Source organism: Streptomyces sp. NPDC052301, assembly GCF_044593395.1.
Taxonomy (GTDB): domain Bacteria; phylum Actinomycetota; class Actinomycetes; order Streptomycetales; family Streptomycetaceae; genus Streptomyces.
Genome location: NZ_JBIUBE010000013.1, coordinates 104,615 through 117,085, shown reverse-complemented (window position 1 = coordinate 117,085; position 12,471 = coordinate 104,615). Strand labels below are relative to the sequence as shown.

General features: G+C 73.1%; 14 protein-coding genes. 8 read left to right on the top strand and 6 right to left on the bottom strand.

Annotation, left to right across the window (positions count from 1 at the left end):
* The first annotated feature begins 241 nt into the window (after nt 1–241).
* The 8 genes from ACIHEJ_RS30875 (at nt 242) to hypE (ending at nt 8,619) form a co-directional block, all read left to right on the top strand.
* Nucleotides 242–610 (top strand): low affinity iron permease family protein, encoded by a 369-nt coding sequence (locus ACIHEJ_RS30875; protein WP_400140380.1) that lies wholly within the window; start codon nt 242–244, stop codon nt 608–610.
* 66 nt (nt 611–676) lie between these two features.
* A complete protein-coding gene (locus ACIHEJ_RS30870) occupies nt 677–2,392 on the top strand; it encodes a hydrogenase maturation protein (RefSeq protein ID WP_400140379.1) in 1,716 nt (571 codons plus the stop codon).
* Entirely contained in the window at nt 2,389–2,955 is a 567-nt protein-coding gene (locus ACIHEJ_RS30865; RefSeq protein ID WP_400140378.1) for a hydrogenase maturation protease, read from the top strand. The genes ACIHEJ_RS30870 and ACIHEJ_RS30865 overlap by 4 nt, the downstream gene beginning before the upstream one ends.
* Before the next feature lie 73 nt (nt 2,956–3,028).
* Nucleotides 3,029–3,748 (top strand): hydrogenase nickel incorporation protein HypB, encoded by a 720-nt coding sequence (hypB, locus tag ACIHEJ_RS30860; protein WP_400140377.1) that lies wholly within the window; start codon nt 3,029–3,031, stop codon nt 3,746–3,748.
* The gene (gene hypF / locus ACIHEJ_RS30855; RefSeq protein ID WP_400140376.1) at nt 3,745–6,102 is read left to right on the top strand and encodes a carbamoyltransferase HypF; all 2,358 of its coding nucleotides are present in this window, start codon (nt 3,745–3,747) and stop codon (nt 6,100–6,102) included. Before hypB ends, hypF begins: the two co-directional genes overlap by 4 nt.
* A 3-nt stretch (nt 6,103–6,105) precedes the next feature.
* A complete protein-coding gene (locus ACIHEJ_RS30850; RefSeq protein WP_366009903.1) occupies nt 6,106–6,396 on the top strand; it encodes a HypC/HybG/HupF family hydrogenase formation chaperone in 291 nt (96 codons plus the stop codon).
* Nucleotides 6,393–7,535 carry a hydrogenase formation protein HypD gene (gene hypD, locus ACIHEJ_RS30845; RefSeq protein WP_400140375.1) on the top strand — a complete coding sequence of 381 codons (1,143 nt, stop codon included), beginning with the start codon at nt 6,393–6,395 and terminating at the stop codon, nt 7,533–7,535. Before ACIHEJ_RS30850 ends, hypD begins: the two co-directional genes overlap by 4 nt.
* Nucleotides 7,528–8,619 (top strand): hydrogenase expression/formation protein HypE, encoded by a 1,092-nt coding sequence (gene hypE, locus ACIHEJ_RS30840; RefSeq protein WP_400140374.1) that lies wholly within the window; start codon nt 7,528–7,530, stop codon nt 8,617–8,619. The genes hypD and hypE overlap by 8 nt, the downstream gene beginning before the upstream one ends.
* 88 nt (nt 8,620–8,707) lie before the next feature.
* Here the strand turns inward: hypE and hypA are convergent, their stop codons facing one another.
* From hypA to ACIHEJ_RS30810, 6 genes are all read right to left on the bottom strand, one after another.
* Nucleotides 8,708–9,049: a hydrogenase maturation nickel metallochaperone HypA gene (hypA, locus tag ACIHEJ_RS30835; RefSeq protein WP_400140373.1), complete on the bottom strand. Its 342-nt coding sequence runs from the start codon at nt 9,047–9,049 to the stop codon at nt 8,708–8,710.
* A gap of 9 nt (nt 9,050–9,058) precedes the next feature.
* Complete coding sequence (locus ACIHEJ_RS30830) at nt 9,059–9,208, bottom strand: hypothetical protein (protein ID WP_400140372.1); 150 nt, start codon at nt 9,206–9,208, stop codon at nt 9,059–9,061.
* Between the two features lie 61 nt (nt 9,209–9,269).
* Nucleotides 9,270–9,476: a hypothetical protein gene (locus ACIHEJ_RS30825; RefSeq protein ID WP_366009900.1), complete on the bottom strand. Its 207-nt coding sequence runs from the start codon at nt 9,474–9,476 to the stop codon at nt 9,270–9,272.
* A gap of 20 nt (nt 9,477–9,496) precedes the next feature.
* Entirely contained in the window at nt 9,497–10,093 is a 597-nt protein-coding gene (locus ACIHEJ_RS30820; protein WP_400140371.1) for a DUF5947 family protein, read from the bottom strand.
* A complete protein-coding gene (locus ACIHEJ_RS30815) occupies nt 10,090–10,650 on the bottom strand; it encodes a NifU family protein (RefSeq protein ID WP_400140370.1) in 561 nt (186 codons plus the stop codon). Before ACIHEJ_RS30815 ends, ACIHEJ_RS30820 begins: the two co-directional genes overlap by 4 nt.
* Nucleotides 10,643–12,436: a nickel-dependent hydrogenase large subunit gene (locus ACIHEJ_RS30810; RefSeq protein ID WP_400140369.1), complete on the bottom strand. Its 1,794-nt coding sequence runs from the start codon at nt 12,434–12,436 to the stop codon at nt 10,643–10,645. The genes ACIHEJ_RS30815 and ACIHEJ_RS30810 overlap by 8 nt, the downstream gene beginning before the upstream one ends.
* Between the last annotated feature and the right edge of the window lie 35 nt (nt 12,437–12,471).

The following is a 12,471-nucleotide window of genomic DNA, read 5'->3' as shown; positions in this document are numbered from 1 at the left end:
GTCGCCGGGGGCCCGGCCCCGCCCCGCCCCCGGCCCCCGCCCCGCCCCCCCCCCCCCCCCCCCCCCCCCCCCCCCCCCACGGCACGGACGTGGCGCGGTCCGATCCCGGTTCCCTCCCCCGAACGGTCGCGACAGGCCGCCGCCGGGCCGGCCCGCGAGCGGATCGGTGCCCTCGGGACGTGACGCCCGGGTGGCGGCGGCCGGCGGTCCGCTTTCGTCCGGGGCGGGGTAAGGCTCGCCCATGACCTTCAAGAATCCCGTCCACCGCGGCGGCACGGGCCGCGGCCGGTTCGAGCAGTTCGCGGAGTACGCCTCCAACTTCACCAGCTCACCGGCGTTCTTCCTCTTCTGCCTGCTCCTCGTCGGCTTCTTCGTCACGGCCCACGTCGCGCATCTGCGGCTGGAACTGCTGCTGCTGGCGGGCGAATCCATGACCGCCGTCACCCTGTTGCTCCTCGCACTGCTGAAGAACGCCGAGATGCGCGCCGAGCACGCGATCCAGCGCAAGCTCGACGCGATCGCCGGCGCCCTGCTGGAAGCGCACAAGGACGAGCGGGGCCGGGCCTTCGAGGACCTCCGGAATGCGATCCGGATGGAGGAAGAGACCTGACCGGCGCGGGCGAAACAGCGCGGCGGTCCTTCACGGCGCCCCCGGAAGGGACGAACATGCCATGTCATGGACATTTTGCTCGTCGCCAGCGCGTTCAACAGCCTCTCCCAACGCCTGTACGCCGAACTCTCCGACCACGGGCACCGCGTGGACGTCGTCCTCGCCTCACAGGGCGACGATCCGGTCCGGGCCGCCGTTCGGGAGTTCCGGCCCGAGCTGATCGTCGCGCCGATGCTCAGGACGGCCCTGCCCGAGGACGTGTGGCAGGAGCACACCTGCCTGATCGTGCATCCGGGGCCGCCCGGTGACCGCGGCCCCTCCTCGCTGGACTGGGCCATCGCCGGGCAAGCCGCGCAGTGGGGCGTGACCGTGCTTCAGGCCGAGGCTGCGATGGACGCGGGCGCGGTCTGGGCGGCGGAGCCGTTCCCCGTGCCGGCCGTCGGCAAGAGCGACCTGTACCGCAACGAGGCCTCAGACGCCGCCGTCACCGCCGTCCTCACGGCCGTACGGCGCTACGCGGACGGCACGTACCGGCCCCGCCCGCAGACCGACGGGTCGGTCAAGGCGGTCTGGCGCGACTACTTCCGGCAGGAGCGGCGGCGCATCGACTGGGAACAGGACGACACCGAGACCGTCCTGAGCAAGCTGCGCGGCGCCGACTCCCAGCCGGGCGTGCTGGACGAACTCCTCGGCCGGGAGGTGTTCCTGCACGGCGGGCACCCCGAGGACCGGCTGCGCGGCCGTCCCGGCGCACTGCTCGCGCACCGGGCCGGCGCCGTCTGCCGGGCCACCCGGGACGGCGCGGTCTGGATCCCGGAACTGCGCCCCCGCAAGAACTCCGGCGACCCCGCCCCCTTCCGGCGCCCGGCCGTCTCCGTGCTGGCCGCGTTCTCCGGCGACGACACGGCGAAGCTCCCGGAGGCCGCCGTACCGCTCGAGCTGCCCCCGGACCGGCGCACCTGGACCGACATCCGCTACCGGCAGCACGGCGACGTCGGCCTCCTGACCTTCTCCTTCCCGGGCGGCGCCATGAGCACCGACCAGTGCCGCAGACTGCTCGTCGCCTACGAGGACGCGCTCACCCGGCCCACCCGGGTGCTGGTGCTCGGCGGGACGCGCGACTTCTTCTCCAACGGCATCCACCTGAACGTCATCGAAGCCGCACCCGACCCCGCCGGGGAGTCGTGGGCCAACCTCAACGCCATGGACGACCTCGTGGAGGCGGTCCTGCGCACCACCGACCGGCTGGTGGTGGCCGCGCTCGCCGGCAACGCGGCGGCCGGCGGAGCCATGCTCGCCCTCGCCGCCGACCAGGTGTGGTGCCGCACCGGTACGGCCCTCAACCCGCACTACCGGCGCATGGGCCTGTACGGCTCCGAGTTCTGGACCTACAGCCTGCCCCGCCGCGTCGGCCCGGAGCAGGCCCACCGGCTCACCACCGAGGCCCTGCCGGTCAGCGCCGCGTCGGCCGCACGGCTCGGGCTCGTGGACCGGCTCGTGACCACCGCACCGGGGCAGTTCACGGCCGAGGCGGAGCGGCTGGCGGCCGGCCTCGCCGCCGCGCCCGACCTCGACCGGCGGATCGCCGCCAAGGCCGCCGCACGCGCCCGCGACGAGCGCGAACGCCCCCTCGATGACCACCGGCAGGCGGAACTGGACCGGATGCACGCCCTCTTCTTCGACCCCGGAGCGCCCTACCACGCCCTGCGCTCCGCCTTCGTCCGCAAGACGCCGTCCGGCTCGGCCCGCCCGCTCACCCCGCTCGCCGGAGACGTCCGTTGACGCCCCGGCTGCTGGTGGCGGGCGTCGGCAACATCTTCCTCGCGGACGACGCCTTCGGCCCCGAGGTGATCCGCGCCCTCGACGACCGCCCGCTGCCCCCCGAGGTGCGGGTGCGTGACTACGGCATCCGCGGCATGGACCTCGCCTACGACCTGCTGGACGGCTACGCCACCGCCGTCCTGGTCGACGCCGCCCGGCGCGGCCGGCGCCCCGGCACGCTGTCCCTGATCGAGGCCGAACCCCCCGACGGCACGGTCCCACCCGAGGCCCACGGCATGGACCCGGCGAAGGTGCTGGCCCTCGCCACGCACCTGGGCGACGAGCCGCTGCCCCGGGTCCTGGTGCTGGCCTGCGAGCCGGAGGTCCTGCCGAGCGAGGACGAGGACCTGCTCCCGGGGCTCAGCACGCCGGTGCGGGAGGCCGTCGACCGAGCCGTGGACGCACTGCACACCCTGATCCCGGCCCTGCTCGCCGACCCCGACGGACCGATGCCCCCGTTGGGCCGCCCGATGGAATCCCCACCCCCGCACCCGGCAGCGCTGCACGGCACCGCGGCCGACTGAGCGGAAGATCGGTCGGGCCCGGGCCGCAAGGACGCGGCCCGGGCTCCACCGCCGAGTCCGAGGAGCAGCGCCCATGTGCCGGTCCGACGTCAAACAGGCCGTCCTGGCGAAGAACGACGACCTCGCCGCCACCCTCCGCGGCGACCTCACCCGGCAGGGCGTCACGGCGGTCAACCTGCTGTCCAGCCCGGGCAGCGGCAAGACCGAACTCCTCGGCCGGGTCCTCGCCCGCGCCGTCGAGCGGGGCGTGCCGGTCGCCGCGCTGACCGCCGACCTCGCCACCGAGAACGACGCCGTCCGGCTCGCCCGCTCCGGTGCCCCCGTCCAGCAACTGCTCACCGACGGACTGTGCCACCTGGAGGCCCGCCAGGTCCGCGCCAAGCTCGCGGGCTGGCTTCCACAGGACACCTGCGTGCTCTTCGTCGAGAACGTCGGCAACCTCGTCTGCCCGGCCTCCTACGACCTCGGCGAGACCCTGCGGATCGTGCTGATGGCGGTCACCGAGGGCGAGGACAAACCACTGAAGTACCCCACCGCGTTCGGCTCCGCCCACCTCGTCGTCCTCACCAAGACCGACCTCGCCGAGCCGGCCGGCTTCGACGAGACCGCCTTCCGCGCCAACGTGCAGCGGGTCAACCCGGGCGTGGAGGTCGTACGGTCCTGTGCCCGCACCGGTTCCGGGGTGGACACACTCCTGGAGCGGGCCCTCGCCGCCCGCCAAGGAGCTCCGCCGCACCGGCCGCCCCTCGCCCCGCACCCGCACGGCCACCACACCTCCGCCCCCGTCGCATGACCGCCCCCGCCACGGGCCCGGTCCGTCGCCGGCTCAGCGTGCGCGGCACCGTGCAGGGGGTCGGGTTCCGGCCGTACGTGCACCGCCTGGCCGCCGGCCTCTCCCTGACCGGATTCGTCGGCAACACCGGCGACGGCGTGATCGTCGAGATCGAGGGCCCCCCGGACGAGGTGGACCGCTTCTGCGAGCTGCTGGCCCACCGCCCCCCGCCCCTGGCCACGGTGACCGCGATCACCGGCGAGGACCTGCCCGCCACCGGCGACACCGGCCCGTTCGCCATCCGCTCCACCGAGCGGGCCGCCGGCCGCACCCAGCTCCCGCCCGACACGGCGACCTGCGCGGACTGCCTGCGCGAACTGGCCGACGCCGGCGATCGCCGGCACCGGCACCCGTTCATCACCTGCACCCACTGCGGCCCCCGCTTCACCATCGCCACCGGCATGCCGTACGACCGGGTCGCGACGACCATGGCGGGCTTCCCGATGTGCCCCGCCTGCACCCGGGAGTACGGCGATCCGGCCGACCGGCGCTTCCACGCCCAGCCCGTCGCCTGCCCGGACTGCGGCCCGCGCCTCACCCTGACCCCCGCCGACGGCCTGGGCCTGCGTCCGGCCCGGGACGGGGAGGCCCTCGCGACCGCGCGGGCGCTGCTCGCCGCCGGCCGGATCGTCGCCGTCAAGGGTGTCGGCGGCTACCACCTGGCGTGCGACGCAACCGACCCGACGGCCGTCCGCGCCCTGCGCGACCGCAAGGAGCGGCGCGGCAAGGCCTTCGCGGTGATGTGCGCCGACCTCGCCACGGCGGAGCGGATCGCGGTCGTCTCCGACGCCGAGCGGGACGCGCTCACCGGCCCCCGCCGCCCCATCGTCCTGCTGCGCCGCCGCACCCCCGCGGACGGCGGGCCCCGCCTCGCCGACCAGGTCTGCCCCGGCAGCCCGCACGTCGGCGTCATGCTGCCCTACACCCCGCTGCACACCCTGCTGTTCGGGCTTCCCGGCGACCCCGAGGGCCCCCGCGTGCTGGTCATGACGAGCGGCAACCGCTCCGGCGAGCCGATCGTCACCGACGACACCGAGGCGCTGACCCGCCTGGCCGGCCTCGCCGACGCCTGGCTCGGCCACGACCGCCCCATCGCCGCGCCCTGCGACGACTCCCTGCTGCGCGTCCGTCCCGACGGCACCGCGCAGGTGCTGCGCCGCTCCCGCGGGTACGTCCCCCGCCCGCTGCGGCTGCCGGTCCCGGTCCGCGCCACGCTCGCGGTCGGCGGCGACCTGAAGAACGTGCTCTGTCTGGGCGAGGACGACCACGCCTGGTTCGGGCCGCACATCGGCGACATGGGCGAACTGGCCACCCTGGAGGCCGCCGAGCGGGCCGAACGGCACCTTTCCCGGCTCACCGGAGTCACCCCGGGCCTGGTGGCCGCCGACCGGCACCCCGGCTACCACTCCACGCGCCGCGCCCACCGCAGGGCCGCCCGGCTGCCGGGCGACGCCCTGACGCTGGTCCAGCACCACCACGCCCACATCGCCTCCGCGATGGCCGAACACGGCCTCGACGGCAGCACGCCCGTGATCGGCGTGGCCTTCGACGGCACCGGCTACGGCGACGACGGCACGGTGTGGGGCGGCGAGATCCTGCTCGCCGACTACACCGGCTACCGCCGCCTCGCCCATCTGGCCACGGCCCCGCTGCCCGGCGGCGACGCGGGCGTGGCGAATCCGTGCCGGCTGGCGCTGGCCCGGCTCTGGGCGGCCGGCCTGCCGTGGGCAGCGGACCTGCCGAGTGTCACCGCGTGCTCGGACATGGAACTCGCCACCCTCGGCCGTCAGCTGGACCGGCAGGTGGCCTGTGTGCGGACGTCCAGCATGGGCCGCCTCTTCGACGCGGTGTCCTCGCTCGTGGGGGTGTGCCACCGGGCGGGGTACGAGGCACAGGCGGCGATGGAGCTGGAGGCCGTGGCGGTGCGGGCGTGGCACACGGACGACGAGGCGTATCCCTTCGGCCTCACCGGTGGCAGCACGCTGGTGTGCGACCCCGGTCCGATGCTGGAGGCCCTGCTGGCCGACCGGCGCGCCGCTACCCCCGCCCCCGTCCTCGCCGCCCGCTTCCACCGGGGCGTCGCGCGCGCCGTCGCGGAGATCTGCCGCCGAGCGCGCACGGAGACCGGTCTGCGCACGGTGGCCCTCACCGGAGGCGCGTTCGCCAACGGCCTGCTGGAGGAGGAGTGCACCACCCTGCTGGCCGGGGACGGCTTCACGGTCCTCCGGCACGGCGAAGTCCCTCCCAACGACGGAGGGCTGGCGCTCGGCCAGCTCATGGTCGCGGGAACAGCAATGCACCGAGAGACGGAGTGACCCATGTGTCTCGCAGTCCCCGGCAAGGTCGTCGCCATCGACCGGGAAGCCGACCCCCTGACCGGTCTGATCGACTTCGGCGGGGTGCGCAAACAGGCGTGCCTGGAGTACCTGCCCGATGTGCGGGTGGGCGAGTACGTCATCGTCCACGTCGGCTTCGCCCTGCAGCGCCTGGACGAGGAGTCGGCACGGGCGTCCCTGGAGCTGTTCGAGCAACTGGGGCTGCTGGAAGAGGAGTTCGGTGACGCCTGGGAGCAGGCGGCACGGCAGGAGAGCGGGAGTGAGGCACGGTGAAGTACATCGACGAGTTCAACGACCCTGACCTCGCACGGCGGTTGCTGGACGAGATCCGCGCCACGGTCACCCGGCCCTGGGCGCTGATGGAGGTCTGCGGCGGCCAGACCCACTCCATCATCCGCCACGGCATCGACCAACTCCTCCCCGAGAAGGTCGAACTGATCCACGGGCCCGGCTGCCCGGTGTGTGTCACGCCGCTCGAGGTCATCGACAAGGCCCTGGAGATCGCCGCCCGCCCCGGCGTGATCTTCTGCTCCTTCGGGGACATGCTCCGCGTACCCGGCACCGACCGGGACCTGTTCCGGGTCAAGAGCGCGGGCGGGGACGTACGCGTGGTGTACTCGCCCCTGGACGCCCTCGACCTCGCCCGGAAGAACCCGGACCGGCAGGTCGTGTTCTTCGCGATCGGCTTCGAGACGACCGCCCCCGCCAACGCCATGGCCGTCCACCAGGCCCGCCGCCTCGGCCTGGACAACTTCAGCCTGCTGGTCTCCCACGTCCGGGTCCCCCCGGCGATCGAGGCCATCATGACGGCCCCCAGCTGCCGGGTGCAGGGCTTCCTCGCCGCCGGGCACGTGTGCAGCGTGATGGGTACCGCCGAGTACCCGGAGCTGGTCCGGAAGCACCGGGTGCCGATCGTGGTGACCGGCTTCGAGCCGCTGGACATCCTCGAGGGCATCCGCCGTGCCGTCCACCAGCTGGAGCGCGGCGAGCACCGGGTGGAGAACGCCTACCCCCGCGCCGTACGCGACGAGGGCAACGCGGCGGCCCGGCACATGATCGAGGAGGTGTTCGAGGTGGCCGACCGCAACTGGCGCGGCATCGGCCGCATTCCGGCCAGCGGCTGGCGGCTGACCGAGGCCTTCCGCGCGTACGACGCCGAGCACCGCTTCGACGTCAGCGGCATCCGCACCGAGGAGCCCGCCGTGTGCCGGGCCGGCGAGGTCCTGCAGGGCCTGATCAAGCCGACCGAGTGCGAGGCGTTCGGCAAGGCCTGCACCCCCCGCACCCCGCTCGGCGCCACCATGGTCTCCAGCGAGGGCGCCTGCGCGGCCTACTACCTGTACCGCCGGATGAACACCCCGGCCCCCCAGGGATCCCGCATCCCGCAGGAGGAGATGAACCCCGTTGGCTGATCTCGCCACCGAAACGGCCGTCGGTACGGAGCCGGCCGTCGACCCCACGAACTGGACCTGCCCCGCCCCCCTGCGTGACCAGCCGGTCGTCGTCATGGGCCACGGCGGAGGCGGCGCCCTGTCCGCCGAACTGATCGAGCAGATCTTCGCGCCCGCCTACGGCAACCCGACGCTGGCCGCCCTCACCGACTCGGCCGTCCTCGACCTCGGCGGCACCCGGCTGGCCTTCTCCACCGACTCCTACGTCGTACGCCCGCTGTTCTTCCCCGGCGGCTGCCTCGGCGACCTCGCGGTCAACGGCACCGTCAACGACCTTGCGATGAGCGGCGCCCGGCCCACCCATCTCTCCACCGCCTTCATCCTGGAGGAGGGCGTCGAACTCGCCGTCGTCGAGCGGGTCGCCCGCGCCATCGGCACGGCCGCCGAGGCGGCGGGTGTCACCGTCGCCACCGGCGACACCAAGGTGGTCGAGTCCGGGCACGGGGACGGTGTCTACGTCACCACCGCCGGTGTCGGCCTCGTACCCGCCGGGGTCGACATCCGTCCGCAGCGCGCCCGGCCCGGCGACGCCGTCATCGTCAGCGGACCCATCGGCCTGCACGGCGTGGCCATCATGAGCGTGCGGGAGGGGCTGGAGTTCGGCGTCGAGATCGCCTCCGACACCGCGCCCCTGGCGGACCTGGTCGCGGCCATGCTGGCGGTCACCCAGGACGTGCATGTGCTGCGCGACCCCACCCGGGGCGGGCTGGGCGCGTCCCTGAACGAGATCGCCCGCGCCTCCGGCACCGGCGTACGGCTGCACGAGCGGGCCGTCCCGGTGCCCGACGAGGTCGTGAACGCCTGCGGCTTCCTCGGCCTGGACCCGCTGTACGTCGCCAACGAGGGCCGGCTCGTCGCCTTCGTGCCCCCGCGGCACGCCGAGGCCGTCCTGGCGGCGATGCGCGCCCACCCGCAGGGCGCCGGCGCGGCGCTCATCGGCGAATGCGTCGAGGACCACCCGGGCATGGTGGTCGTCGCCACCGCCCTCGGCGGCACCCGCGTGGTGGACCTGCCCCTCGGGGAGCAGCTCCCGCGCATCTGCTGAGAACGCGGGAACGGGGCCCGGCGGGCGGCGAACGCCACCCGCCGGGCCCCGTCACGAACGCGATGCGGAGGGCCGGCCCGGCGGCGCGTCACGCCTCGACGCCGGTGATCTCCAGTTCCCTCCCGCTGCGCAGTTCCTGCGAGGGCCGGTCGCAGCGGGGGCACCAGAAGAACGGCGGCATGCCGACCGCGAACTCCTCGGTGCACGGTTCGCACCAGGCCCGGGCGGCCACCTGTTCGACGACCAGCCGGGCTGTGGCCAGCGCCGTGCCCTCCCGGACCACCTCGAAGGCGAAGTCCAGCGCGTCGGGCACCACACCCGACAGTTCGCCCACGCGCACGGTCACCGACGACACGCCGTCGGCCCCGTCCGCGCGGGCGATCTCCTCGGCCTGCTCCACGATCGCGGTCGCGATCGACAGTTCGTGCACGGCCGCGGCTCAGGGGTACCGGCGGTGGGCGCGCAGGCCACCGGTCATCCGGTAGATGCGCAGCTCCCGCATGATGCCCGGGAGTTCCTTGGCGATCAGGGCCGCGGCCATGCTGCCGACCACCGCCGCCTGCGCCATCAGCAGCTGGCGTCCCGACATCCTCTGTCGCGCGGTCCTCTTTCTCGTGCCCATGCTCATGACGGCCACTTTTCGCTCCCTCTCATCCCGGTGAGATGTTCGGCATGTCCTTGATCAGGGCGTCATGCCGCTTCCAGTGGATACCGGTGGAGCGGCGCGCGTCGGAGCTGCCGTCCTTGTGATGTCCGGTCTGGTGCTTGTACGGGCCCCTGTTGCCCTGGTGCAGTCCGGGCACATGGCTGGGTGTGTCGGGCTTCGCCTGGGGGCGGCCCACTCGGATGCTGCCCATGTCGGTTCTCCCTCCGGGTCTCACGACCGCTCGGTCAGCTCTCTGAAGAACTGTTCTACGGCCGGCCAGACCCGGCCGCCACCGGAGAGCCCCTGCCACTCGTGGCGGACCAGGGCGATCATCCGGTAGCAGTCGTCGACCGGCACGATCCAGTGTTCGTCGAGGCCACGGACGGTGTTCACCAGCAGCGCCTCCACGTCGGGAGCCATGGCGGCGAGCTGCGGCACCGTACCGGCCAGCCGCTGCCAGGCCGCCGCGTCCACCTCCCACCGCATGGCCCCGGCCGGGCTCGGTCCCTGCGCGGTCACCGTGCCGTCCGCGTGCGGAACGAAGAACACCAGCCCCACCGGGACGCCCAGCACCGCCGTGTCGACCGGCGTCAGCCGCAGCCGGCGCCGGGGCACGAGCCGGTAGCGGCCCTCGCCCGCCCCGTCGTCGGCGAACAGCACCGAACAGGGGCCGCACACGCACCGCACCTCGGCGGCGCCGGTGTCGTACAGATGGGGGTGTTCCTCGGCCACGTGCGAGGCGCACAGCTCGCAGCGTTCGGCCTCGGCCGTCGCCGCGCGGCCGGCGGTGGAGCGGATGACCCGGGCGAGGGCCCCGTCCACGCTCACCGCGCCTCCTGGGGCACGGCCCGACGCTTGATCGTGCTCAGCGGCACGAAAGCGGGCGGGGTCTGGCGCGCGGCCGGGTCCTGCAGCGTCTCCACCGAGGTCAGCTCCGGGGCGACGGCCAGCACCGCCGCCCGGACCGCCTCGGCGACGTCCGCGGAGCCGCCGCCGCACCCGGAACCGCATCCGCCGCCGCTGCTCAGCCGGACCCGCGCCACCTGCCCTTCGACCCCGGCCCACTCCAGGTCACCGCCGCGCTCGCGCACCGCGGGCCGCAGCTTCTCGACGGCGCGGGCGGCGCGGCGCTCGACAGGCTCCGGATGGATGTCGTGCAGGACCAGCAGGTGCCCGAGCAGCTCGTCGTCGGCGAGCTGCTCGCCCAGTGCCGCGTCGGCCCGCTCCAGCACCCGGGACAGCGCCTCGCCGTAGACCTCGGTCAGCAGTCGCACCGCCTCGAGCGCCGGGCCGGGCGCGGACTCCAGCCCGGCCAGCACCTCGTCCAGCCGGGCGAGCCGCGCCTCCACCTGGGGGTCCGCCAGCCGGGCCGCGGCGTCAGCCATGGTTCGCTCCGTACGTCGGGCTGTGCACGGTGGTCAGGGTCTTGCCCTTGCCCATGTACATGTGGACACCGCACGGCAGACAGGGGTCGAAGCTGCGCACGGTGCGCATGATGTCGACGCCCTTGAAGTCGTCCGGCCCGTTCTCCTCGAAGATCGGCTGGCCCTGGACGGCGTCCTCGTACGGGCCCGGGGTGCCGTAGATGTCACGCGGACTGGCGTTCCACGGGGTGGGCGGGTACGGGTGGTAGTTGGCGATCTTCTTGTCCCGGATCACCAGGTGGTGCGAGAGGACACCGCGGACCGCCTCGTGGAAGCCGCAGCCGATCGACTCGTCCGGGACCTCGAAGTTCTCGAACACCTTCGTGTCGCCGCTCTTGAGCATTCCCATGGCCTCCTCCAGGAACTGAAGGGCCATGGCGGCGGCGTAGGCGATGAAGTACGGCCGGGCGCGGTCCCGTTCGAGGGTGTTGCTCCACTTCGGGATGCGCCACTCCAGGGTCGTCTCCGGCAGCTTCTCGCCCTTGGGCAGGGTGATGCGGATGCCGCCGCCCGTCGTCTTGACGTACGGCGTGTCGACGAGGCCGCTGAGCGCCGTCGACCACAGCCGCGCCAGCGGTCCGCCGCCGGTGTCCAGCGCGAGGTGCTCGCCGCTCTCCGGGTGGTACCAGCGCGGGCTCATCACCCAGCTGTAGTTGCCCTCGAAGTCCCTCTTCTGCGGCACCGGCACCGTGGTCTGGTTCCACGGGTGGCGCATGTCGACGGGGTTGCCGAGCGGGTCGTGGGTGACGAACGGCTCCTCGTTCACCCAGTCCTCGTAGAAGGAGCTGCCCAGCATGATGCGCAGCCCCAGGTTGATGTCGATCAGGTTGTTCGTGACCAGCTTGCCGTCCACGATGATGCCGGGGGTGACGTACATCGCCCGGCCCCATTCGTTCATCGTCGCGTAGCGGTAGTCGACCACGTCCGGGTTCTGGAAGGCGCCCCAGCAGCCCAGCATGATACGGCGCTTGCCGACCTCCTCGTAGCCGGGCAGCGCCTCGTAGAAGAAGTCGAAGACGTCGTCGTTCATCGCCACCGCCTTCTTGATGAAGTCGATGACGTGCATCAGGCGGCTGAGGTAGTCGGTGAACGTGTTCGGCTGCGGCATCGTGCCGACCCCGCCCGGGTACAGCGTGGAGGGGTGCACATGACGCCCCTCCATCAGGCAGAACATCTCCCGGGTGATCCGGCTGACCTTCAGCGCCTCCTTGTAGACCTCGCCCTCGAAGGGGTTGAAGGCCTTCATGATCTCGGCGATGGTCCGGTAGCCGTGCACGTCGCCGCGGGGCGCGTCGGTGCGCTCGGCGCGTGCCAGGACACCGGGGTTGGTGGCCTTGACCATCGCCTCGCAGAAGTCCACGAAGACCAGGTTGTCCTGGAAGATCGTGTGGTCGAAGATGTACTCCGCCGCCTCACCGAGGTTGGTGATGTGCTCGGCCAGCTTCGGCGGCTTGACGCCGTAGGCCATCTGCTGGGCGTAGTTGGAGCAGGTGGTGTGGTTGTCGCCGCAGATCCCGCAGATGCGCGAGGTGATGAAACCCGCGTCGCGCGGGTCCTTGCCCTTCATGAAGACCGAATAGCCGCGGAAGAGCGACGAGGTGCTGTGGCACTCGACGACCTCCCGGTTGGCGAAGTCGATCTTCGTGTAGATCCCCAGGTTGCCGATGATCCGGGTGATCGGATCCCAGGACATGTCGACGATCTGGGCGGGTTTGCGTCCTGCGGTCCGGGACTCGGTGGTGGTCATCTGCGCTACTGCCCCTCGCTGTTCGGGTCGGGCGG